General features: G+C 69.9%; 8 protein-coding genes. 3 read left to right on the top strand and 5 right to left on the bottom strand.

The window, feature by feature from the left end; translation table 11 throughout:
• The 3 genes from G6021_RS08315 to pgi all read right to left on the bottom strand — a co-directional run.
• Window positions 1-738, bottom strand: a 738-nt coding sequence (locus tag G6021_RS08315; RefSeq protein ID WP_182641044.1) for a DUF222 domain-containing protein, incomplete at its 3' end; no start/stop codon positions are given.
• 142 nt (window positions 739-880) lie between these two features.
• The gene (locus G6021_RS08310) at window positions 881-1,474 is read right to left on the bottom strand and encodes a dihydrofolate reductase family protein (protein ID WP_182615764.1); all 594 of its coding nucleotides are present in this window, start codon (window positions 1,472-1,474) and stop codon (window positions 881-883) included.
• Window positions 1,475-1,525: 51 nt separating this feature from the next.
• Window positions 1,526-3,172 (bottom strand): glucose-6-phosphate isomerase, encoded by a 1,647-nt coding sequence (gene pgi, locus G6021_RS08305; RefSeq protein WP_182641043.1) that lies wholly within the window; start codon window positions 3,170-3,172, stop codon window positions 1,526-1,528.
• A 129-nt stretch (window positions 3,173-3,301) separates the two neighbouring features.
• Between pgi and G6021_RS08300 the strand changes: the two genes are divergently transcribed.
• Complete coding sequence (locus tag G6021_RS08300; protein ID WP_347238934.1) at window positions 3,302-4,000, top strand: DUF5701 family protein; 699 nt, start codon at window positions 3,302-3,304, stop codon at window positions 3,998-4,000.
• Here the strand turns inward: G6021_RS08300 and G6021_RS08295 are convergent.
• Complete coding sequence (locus G6021_RS08295; protein WP_107746400.1) at window positions 3,971-4,249, bottom strand: chorismate mutase; 279 nt, start codon at window positions 4,247-4,249, stop codon at window positions 3,971-3,973. The genes G6021_RS08300 and G6021_RS08295 overlap by 30 nt on opposite strands.
• A 58-nt stretch (window positions 4,250-4,307) precedes the next feature.
• On the opposite strand from G6021_RS08295, the gene G6021_RS08290 reads away from it, so the two are divergent.
• Window positions 4,308-5,732, top strand: coding sequence for a sodium:alanine symporter family protein (locus tag G6021_RS08290; protein WP_179525864.1), 1,425 nt, complete (start codon window positions 4,308-4,310; stop codon window positions 5,730-5,732).
• Between the two features lie 40 nt (window positions 5,733-5,772).
• A complete protein-coding gene (locus G6021_RS08285; RefSeq protein WP_182641041.1) occupies window positions 5,773-8,322 on the top strand; it encodes a UvrD-helicase domain-containing protein in 2,550 nt (849 codons plus the stop codon).
• A 143-nt stretch (window positions 8,323-8,465) separates the two neighbouring features.
• Here the strand turns inward: G6021_RS08285 and G6021_RS08280 are convergent.
• Window positions 8,466-9,191: M23 family metallopeptidase (locus tag G6021_RS08280; protein WP_347238323.1), on the bottom strand; the 726-nt coding region annotated here is incomplete at its 5' end.

The raw sequence follows: 9,191 nt of genomic DNA, 5'->3' as shown, positions 1-9,191 counted from the left end.
CTCGCCGGTGGCCTCGGCCGCGGCTGCGCTCGCCGCGGCAGCCTCGGCCTGGGCGGCGGCGTGTTCGGCAGCGCGTTGATCGATCGCCTCGGCAAGGACGGCGGCCTCCTCGGTGGCCAGAATGGCCGACACGGTGGACATGCCGTCAGTGCCCTTGCTGATGCGCACACCGCGCGCACGGCTGGCGTCCTCCTTGCGCCGACGGATTCCCTCGGCGTCGTAGCGGGTGATGATCGCGTCCACCGCATCGCGTACCGCGTGCCGACCGAGGCGTTCGCCGGCCTCCGTCGCGGCCAGGTAGTCGTCGACGACGTCCTGTTGCACCTGCGGAAGCACCTCGGGGTCGACGGTCGCCATCTGGCGGGCCAGCAGTTCGGCGGCGCGCTGGTCGAGGCGTCCCGCTGCCAGGGCGGCGAGAACGGCGGGGTAGCGCTGGTGCAGGTCCGCGGCGAACGAGATCATCGATTCGGCTCTCAGGGCGGAGACGGCCATCGCCGCCACCACGTATCCGGTTGCCACCACGAACGGGTCCACCACCGCGTGGCCGGGCGGGGAATCAGGGCCGGTGCCTGAGTCGTCGCGGCGCTGGCATTCCAGCAGGAGGTCGTAGCAGGCCGACAGCCGCTGGGCGGAGGCGCGATTCTCGGCCGCCCATCCGGCACGAGCCGAGGCGGTCAGCCCGGTCAACGGATCAACAGCGGAGGAACTGTCGGAGGAGGGGCCGTTGCCGACGTCCATGCCACACCTCCGAAGCCTTCCGCCACCGTCACCGTATCGAATATACGTTCTAGTCTACGCACACAGGTTCGAACGTGCAAGGGTCTGCCGCGGGCTTTCCGTCCGGGACTGCAGCGGAGGAAATCGCCGGGCTACTCACCGGTCAGGGCGTGATCCGGGGCTCCGGGCCCACCACGTCGAAGAGCATCGCGGTGAACTGGCCGTGCGTCTCGAGCTTCTGGCGGTGGAGTCGGAGTCGGCGGGGCAACAGGGGGCGCCCGGAACCGAGGACGACCGGACACTGGTGGATCCAGACCCGGTCCAGCAGTCCCCGGTCGGCGAACTGACCTGCGAGGTCACCACCCCCGACGATCCACACGTCCCCGCCGTCGGCGGCGTCGACCAGGAGAGGGTGCAGGTCGCCGACGTCACCGGCGAAGAACTCGACGCCGTCGACGGGATCGAGATCGCGGTGGGTGACGACCCAGCTCGGCACGGTGTACGGCCAGGCGAACGGCTGGCCGTCCTTCGTCAGGTCGCGGCGCACCCATTCGAAGGTGTTGACGCCGCAGACGATCGACCCGACGCCGGAGTAGAAGCGGTCGAAGTGGAGGTCGGGGAGGGCGGGGTCCAACTCGGTCGGTGTGTACCCCGCGGGTTCGGCCTCCCCGGAGGTCGCGAAGAGCCAGGACAGGCTCTCCTCGTCGTCGGCGATGTACCCGTCCAGACTCGTGGCGGTGCAGTAGACAGTGCTCATACGACCATGCTCGCACCCGGCTACGACACTCCCGGGCCGAGCTATTCCGTCTCAGCGGCGCCCGCGTGCCTCGCGGTAGATCTCGACGAGAGCATCCGTCGAGGAGTCGAAGCCCTCCCCGGGGTGCTTCTCCGCGGTCAGGGCGGTCAGGAGCTCGCCGGCCTGGGCCTTGCCCAGCTCGACCCCCCACTGATCGAACGCATTGATGCCCAGCACGGCGGCCTGGACGAACACCACGTGTTCGTAGAGGGCGATGAGCTGCCCGAGCACCCCGGGCGAGAGCGACGGCGCGAGGATCGTGGTGGACGGCCGGTTGCCGGGCATCACCTTGTGCGGCGCGATCGCGGGGTCCACGCCCTCGGCGAGCACCTCGTCCTCCGTCTTGCCGAACGCCAGCACACGGGACTGGGCGAACAGGTTGGCCACGAGCATGTCGTGCATCGATCCGGCGCCGTTGGCGGTGGGCAGGTCCGAGACCGGACGGGCGACCCCGATGAAGTCCACCGGGACGAGCTGGGTGCCCTGGTGCAGGAGCTGGAAGAAGGCGTGCTGGCCGTTGGTGCCGGGCTCGCCCCAGTAGACCTCGCCGGTGGGGTAGGAGACGTCGGAGCCGTCGAGTCGCACTGATTTGCCGAGGGACTCCATGGTCAGTTGCTGGAGGTAGGCGGGGAACCGCAGGAGGCCCTGGGCGTAGGGGATCACGGCCTTGGACTGGGCCCCGAGGAAGCAGGTGTACCAGATGCCGAGCAGGGCCATGAGGACCGGCGCGTTGTGCTCGGGGGCCTCGGTCGCGAAGTGCAGATCCATGGCGTGGAAGCCCTCGAGCAGCTCGACGAACGCGGGCGGGCCCACCGTGATCATCACCGAGAGGCCGATCGCCGACGACACCGAGTACCGGCCCCCGACCCAGTCCCAGAACTCGAACATGTTGTCCGCGGCGATCCCGAAGTCGGCCACCTCCTCGGTGGCCGTCGACACCGCCACGAAGTGGGAGGCGATCGCCTCCTCCGATCCGAGGGCCTCGACGAAGTGCCGACGCGCCGCGTGGGCGTTGGCCATGGTCTCCTGCGTGGTGAAGGTCTTGGAGGCGACCACCACCAGCGTGGTCGCGGGGTCGACCTCGGCGAGCACGGCCGAGAGGTCGGCGGGGTCCACGTTGGAGACGTAGCGTGCGCTGATCCCCGCGGTCTGCAGGTGGTGCAGGGCCTTATCGACCATCACGGGCCCGAGGTCGGAGCCGCCGATGCCGATGTTGACCACGGTGTCGATCCGCGCGCCCGTGTGCCCGGTCCATCCGCCGGACCGGACGCGGTCGGCGAAGTCGGCCATCCGGGTGAGGACCCCGTGGACGTCGGCCACGACGTCACGCCCGTCGACGACGAGGTCGGCCTCGGCCGGGAGACGGAGCGCGGTGTGGAGGACCGATCGGTCCTCGGTGGTGTTGATGCGGTCGCCCCGGAACATCGCGGCCCGCTGGGCCGGCAGCCGTGCGGCGTGGGCCAGCTCGGTCAGAGCGCTCAGGACCTCGTCGGTGACCAGGTGCTTGGACAGGTCGACGTGCAGATCGCCCGCGGTGACCGCCATGCGGCGACCCCGCTCCGGATCGGCGGCGAACAGCTCACGGAGGGTCACCTCGCCGATCGCCGGTACGAGATCCTCGATCGCCGACCACTGTGGTGTCGTGCTGATGTCCGTCATTGCCGCTCCTGCCCAGTGTTGCCGCCCGGGGATCGCCCGCCGTCTGACAGCGAGGTTAGTCGGGAATACGGGGGCCCCGCCGCCCGTTCCAGACACGTGACCCCCATGACTCCTCCGGACCACCCCTCCGTGTCAGCCCAGGCCGATCGGCTCGTCGAACTGGGCGTGCCCGAGCTCGGCGGGATCACCGCCGGGCGGCTGCGGGAGCACGCCGCAGCTCTTGAAGACGCAGCTCTCGAAGACGCAGTTCTTGACGGCGCAGCTCGTGCCGCCGCCCCGGGGCCCGGTCGGCCGGTGCTGGCCGTCCACCCGTCGTTCGTGTCCACCGCCCGACTGGCGACCCTGCTGCGCCGTGGTGGGAGGGCGGGCTTCGTCGTCGTCGACATGTCCGACCTGGCCGAGTTCACACCCACCGACGACGTCCGGGTTCCGGACGCCCCGCTCTATCTGGTCAGGGACGTGACACGCGACGACGACATGCTGGGCTGGACCCCGACGGACGCGCACGCCGAGTTGGCCCGTCGGGGGCGCACTCCGCTGACCATCTCCGAGGGGGTGAGCTGGCTGCTCCAGCAGCCGGAGATGCTCGAGCCCGGCAGGTGCTTCATGTGCATCGGATCGCGGAAGCGCAAGGCGGACGGAGCGCTGGATGCCCGGACGCCGGCGCTGTGGATCAGCGGGGGGACCGGCCGCGACGGCCGGGAGAACAAGGGCGCGCCGAAGGTGGGCTGGTGCTGGGCGAACAACCACCACACGTGGTTGGGGTTCGCCTCCACGGCCGGTCGGGTCGGCCGGGACTCAGCCCAGTCGCCCGCGACCGAGACGTAGGAGCATCCCCGCGAGGGTCTGCCCCTCCTGCCCGAGTGAGGAGAAGCGCTCGTAGACCTTGAGCTCGCGGGTGTGGACGAGCTTGGTGCCGCCGGACTGCATCCGCGTGCGACCGATGCGCTTGGAGATCTCGCTGCGACGGACTATCGCGTCCAGGATCTCGGCGTCCAACCGGTCGATCTCCAGTCGGAGTTCCTGGATCTGGGCCTCGGACAGCGGATCGTCCGTGCCGGCGGGGTCGGTGTTCATGCCGCGATTATCCCACTTGCTTCCGCGGAGGCCGCGGGACCGTCTAGTGTTTCCGCCCGTGGAGAACTTGAACTCGACTCTCGCGGACATCGGTTCCGTGATCTGGGGACCCTTCGTCCTCATCCCGCTGCTCCTCGGCACGGGCCTATTCCTCACGATCCGTCTGAGGGCACTGCAGTTCCGCAAGCTGGGGCCCGCGCTCCATCTCGGGCTGGTGCGGCGGAGGGACGACGGCGGGGCGGGTGACATCACCCAGTACCAGGCGTTGACCACCGCGCTCGCCGCGACCGTCGGCGTGGGCAACATCGTCGGCGTGGCGACGGCGATCTCACTGGGAGGGCCGGGCGCGCTCTTCTGGATGTGGGTCACCGCCCTCGTGGGGATGGCCTCCAAGTACTCGGAGGCCTTCCTGGGTGTGCGGTACCGCGTCACCGACGCCCGCGGCGAGCAGTCCGGTGGTCCGCAGTACTACCTCCACCGGGGGTTCGCCGAGCTGTTCGGGAAGACCGGCGGCCGGGTGGGGCTGGTCCTGTCGATCGTGTTCGCGGTGTTCGCCGTCCTGGCCAGCTTCGGCATCGGCAACATGACGCAGGGCAACGCGGTGGCGGCCCAGCTCGACAACTCCTTCGGCGTCCCGGTGGTCGCCTCAGGCGTCATCCTGTTCGTCCTCACCGGTGCGGTCCTGCTCGGTGGCATCAAGGCCATCGGCCGGGTCACGGCCGGGTTCGTGCCTCTGATGATCGTGCTGTACCTGCTCGGCGGGATGGTCGTCCTGGTGCTCAACGCCGACGCGATCCCCGGCGCCTTCGGGCAGATCTTCACGCAGGCCTTCTCCGGGACGTCCGCGGTCGGCGGCTTCGCGGGCGCGGCGATCATGTACGCCATCCAGATGGGTGTCGCGCGGGGCATCTTCTCCAACGAGTCCGGGATGGGCTCGGCGGCCATCGCGGCCGCGGCGGCCAAGACCACCCACCCGACCCGCCAGGGCCTGGTGTCGATGACCCAGACGTTCATCGACACCATCATCGTCGTCACCTTCACCGGTCTGGTGATCGTCACCTCCGGCGTGTGGGAGCAGGGCAGCGACACGGCCGGGACCATGACCGCCGACGCGTTCGCCGAGGCCATGCCGTACGGCGACAAGCTGGTGGCGGTGGCGATCGCGTTCTTCGCGTTCTCGACGATCCTCGGCTGGTCGTACTACGGCGAGCGGTGTGTCGAGCGGCTCGTGGGCGCCGGGGGAGTCATCCCCTACCGGATGGTCTTCACCTGTGTGGTGTTCGTGGGTGCGGTCACCGAACTCGAGGTGGTGTGGAATTTCGCGGACGTGATGAACGGACTGATGGCCATCCCGAACCTCATCGGCCTCCTGGTCCTCTCCGGCCTCATTGTGCGGGAGACGCGGTACTACCTGGACAACGATCCGACTCTGACGGCGACCGCCGCGCAGGTCGACGAGTTCATGGGGGACCGTCCGCGCTGAGAACAGGGTGTCGGACCGGGTGGGTAGATTGGACGCCACGATGACCCACTCCGCTCCCGCCCCAGCCCGTTCCGCCGTCAGTCCCACCTCGCCGCACTCACCGCTCCTGGACGGACTCAACCCACAGCAGGCCGCCGCGGTCACGCACCGCGGCGGTCCGCTGTTGATCGTGGCCGGCGCGGGTTCCGGGAAGACCAGCGTGCTGACCAGGCGGATCGCGTACCTGCTGGCCGAGGGGGGCGCACACCCCGGGCAGATCCTCGCCATCACGTTCACCAACAAGGCCGCCGCCGAGATGCGGGAGCGGGTGTCCGCCCTGGTGGGGCCCCATGCCGAACGGATGTGGGTGGCCACGTTCCACTCGATCTGTGTGCGGATCCTGCGGGCCCAGTCCGCGCTGCTGGGCACGCGCAACTCCAATTTCACGATCTACGACTCGGACGATTCCCGTCGCCTGCTCGGCATGATCGCCAAGGAGCAGCACCTCGAGGTCAAGAAGTTCACGCCGCGGATGCTCGCCTCGGCCATCTCGAACCACAAGAACGAGCTCCGCGAGCCGTCGGAGGCCATGGACCGTGCGTTGGAGGACTCGGACCGGACCGCGCAGACGGTGGCGGCGGTGTTCACCGAGTACCAGGCGCGGCTGCAGGCGGCCAACGCCTTCGACTTCGACGACCTGATCGGGGAGACCGTCGGGTTGCTGCGGTCGCACCCGGAGGTTGCGGCGTACTACCGGCGCCGGTTCCGGCACGTCATGGTGGACGAGTACCAGGACACCAACCACGCCCAGTACATCCTGGTCCGGACGCTCGTCGGCGGTGCGGCCGGGTCCGGGGACGACGCCGCGGCCGGGGTGGCACCGGCGGAGCTCTGCGTGGTGGGCGACGCGGACCAGTCCATCTACGCGTTCCGGGGCGCGACGATCCGCAACATCGAGGACTTCGAGCACGACTATCCGGACGCCCGGTCGATCCTGCTCGAGCAGAACTACCGCTCGACGCAGACGATCCTCTCCGCCGCCAACGCCGTGATCTCCCGCAACCCGGGCCGGAGGGAGAAGAACCTCTGGACCGACGAGGGAACCGGCGAGCTGCTCGTCGGGTACGTGGCGGACAACGAGCACGACGAGGCGCGGTTCATCGCCGGGGAGATAGACCGCCTGGTGGACTCCGGGGACGCCGGGTACTCCGACGTGGCCGTGTTCTACCGGACCAACAACTCCTCCCGGGTGATCGAGGACGTGTTCGTCCGGCTGGGTCTGCCCTACAAGGTCGTCGGGGGCACACGGTTCTACGAGCGCAAGGAGGTGCGCGACATCGTTGCGTACCTCAAGGTGCTCTCCAATCCTGACGACACGGTGGCGCTGCGCCGCATCCTCAACACCCCTCGGCGGGGAATCGGGGACCGTGCGGAGGCGTGTGTGGCGGTCCATGCCGAGCAGCGGGCCATCGGCTTCGGTGAGGCCCTGCGGGACGCCGCGGAGGGCAGGGTTGCGTTGCTGCCCACCCGATCGGTCAAGGCGATCGCGGGTTTCGTCTCTCTCCTCGACGAGCTCCGCGGGCGCTTGAGCGGCTCCGACCACGCCGGTGGCGAGGACTCGGCCCCCGACGTCGGCGCCCTGGTGGAGGCCGTGCTCGACCGGACCGGATACCGGGCCGAGTTGGAGGCCTCCAACGATCCGCAGGACGCGGCCCGCCTGGACAACCTCAACGAGTTGGTGGGCGTGGGGCGGGAGTTCTCCTCCGAGGCCGCGCTGCAGCGGTCGGCGCGCGAGCAGGGCTTCGGGGACGAGGACGCCGGGGACGCCGCGGGAGCGGTGGCCGACCAGTCCGACGCCGCACTGGACGACGGCGCACCGGACGACGCCGCACCGGACTACGCCGAACTGGACGAGGGCATCGCCGAGCCCGGTTCGCTCGCGGCCTTCCTCGAGCGGGTCTCCCTCGTGGCGGACGCCGACCAGATCCCGGCCGAGGACCAGGGGCAGGTCACCCTCATGACCCTCCACACCGCCAAGGGGCTCGAGTTCCCGGTGGTGTTCCTCGTCGGCATGGAGGACGGGCTGTTCCCGCACATGCGCGCGCTCGGGGACCCGGCGGAGCTGTCCGAGGAGCGGCGGCTGGCGTACGTGGGTATCACCCGTGCGCGTCGACGCCTCTATCTGACCCGCGCCATGATGCGCTCGTCCTGGGGCCAGCCCATGACCAACCCCGGGTCGCGGTTCCTCGAGGAGATCCCGTCGGAGGCGATCGAGTGGCAGCGTGAGGAACCGGCCGGCGGTGGCCGGTTCGGTGACGACGACTCGTACGCGCCGCGGCGCCGGTTCGGTGGCGGCTCCGGTGGTGGGTTCGGCTCCGGTGGTGGATTCGGCTCCGGCGGCGGCCGGTCGTCCGGGATTCCCCGGGCCAAGTCCTCCGCGCCCGCCCTGGAGTTGGCGCCCGGAGATCGGGTGACGCACGACAAGTACGGTCTCGGGAAGGTTCTGAGCTGCGACGGCAGCGGGCCCCGGGCCACGGCGACGATCGACTTCGGTGCGTCGGGAAAGGTGCGCCTGATGCTCATCGGGGGAGTCCCGATGCAGAAGCTCTAGGGAGAGGACGTCCGTACGGGCGCCCCGATACCGGGAGTCGGTCCGGGACCGGGCCGGGCCGAGCTCGGGAACGCGCGCTCAGGCGTCGCGCTCAGTCGTCGCGATCAGCCGACTCGACCGTGGACGACTGCCCAGGTGGGAGGTCAGCTCCCGAAGGGGCTGAAGCCCGAGCTCTCGCTGCTCCCGGCGCCCGCGAGGTGGATGCCCTGCTGGGCCAGCCAGATGACGGGGTCGACGTGCTGGGTGCCGCCGTTGAGCAGGACCTCGAAGTGCAGGTGGGATCCCGTCGAGAAGCCCATGTTGCCCATGCCTGCGATCTTCTGGCCGGCGTAGACGCGCTCGCCCACGCGGACGTCGAGGGATTCCATGTGGCCGTAGAGGGTCATCGTGCCGTCGTCGGACATGATGCGGATCCAGTTCCCGTAGCCCTGGGCGGGGCCCGAGTCGATCACGACACCATCGGTGGCCGCGAGGATCGGGGTGCCGATGGCGTTGGCGATGTCGATGCCGGCGTGCATCGCACCCCAGCGCATGCCGAAACCCGAGGTGAAGGTGCCCACTGCGGGGAGGGCGACCTTCGGGCGCCGGGCCTGCTCCTCGGCGATCTCCCGCTGGGTGTTGATCTCGGTGCCGGCGTAGAGCATGGCCGACTGCGGGTTCTCGGACTCGGTGTCGAGGACCGACACCACCACGGGCTCGGGAAGAGAGGGAGTGGCGGGGGTGGTGGACGACGGCGCGTCGGGCGCACCGGTCGCCGGCGCCGCTTCACCGTTGGCGAGGAGTGCGATATCGCCGGCCTCGGCGGAGTGGGTGCCCGCGAAGTCCATGACGGACCCGGCCGAGGCGGCGGACACCGCGGCGCCGGCGGC

Source organism: Dietzia sp. CW19 (assembly GCF_014145265.1).
Taxonomy (GTDB): Bacteria; Actinomycetota; Actinomycetes; order Mycobacteriales; family Mycobacteriaceae; genus Dietzia; species Dietzia natronolimnaea.
This window is presented reverse-complemented; position numbering and strand designations above follow the sequence as displayed.

What these genes read in the sequence shown, in the direction of transcription:
- G6021_RS08310 (WP_182615764.1), bottom strand. Translation starts at nt 1,474, where the DNA reads ATGAGCACTGTCTACTGCACCGCCACGAGTCTGGACGGGTACATCGCC.
- pgi (WP_182641043.1), bottom strand. Translation starts at nt 3,172, where the DNA reads ATGACGGACATCAGCACGACACCACAGTGGTCGGCGATCGAGGATCTC.
- G6021_RS08295 (WP_107746400.1), bottom strand. Translation starts at nt 4,249, where the DNA reads ATGAACACCGACCCCGCCGGCACGGACGATCCGCTGTCCGAGGCCCAG.
- G6021_RS08285 (WP_182641041.1), top strand. Translation starts at nt 5,773, where the DNA reads ATGACCCACTCCGCTCCCGCCCCAGCCCGTTCCGCCGTCAGTCCCACC.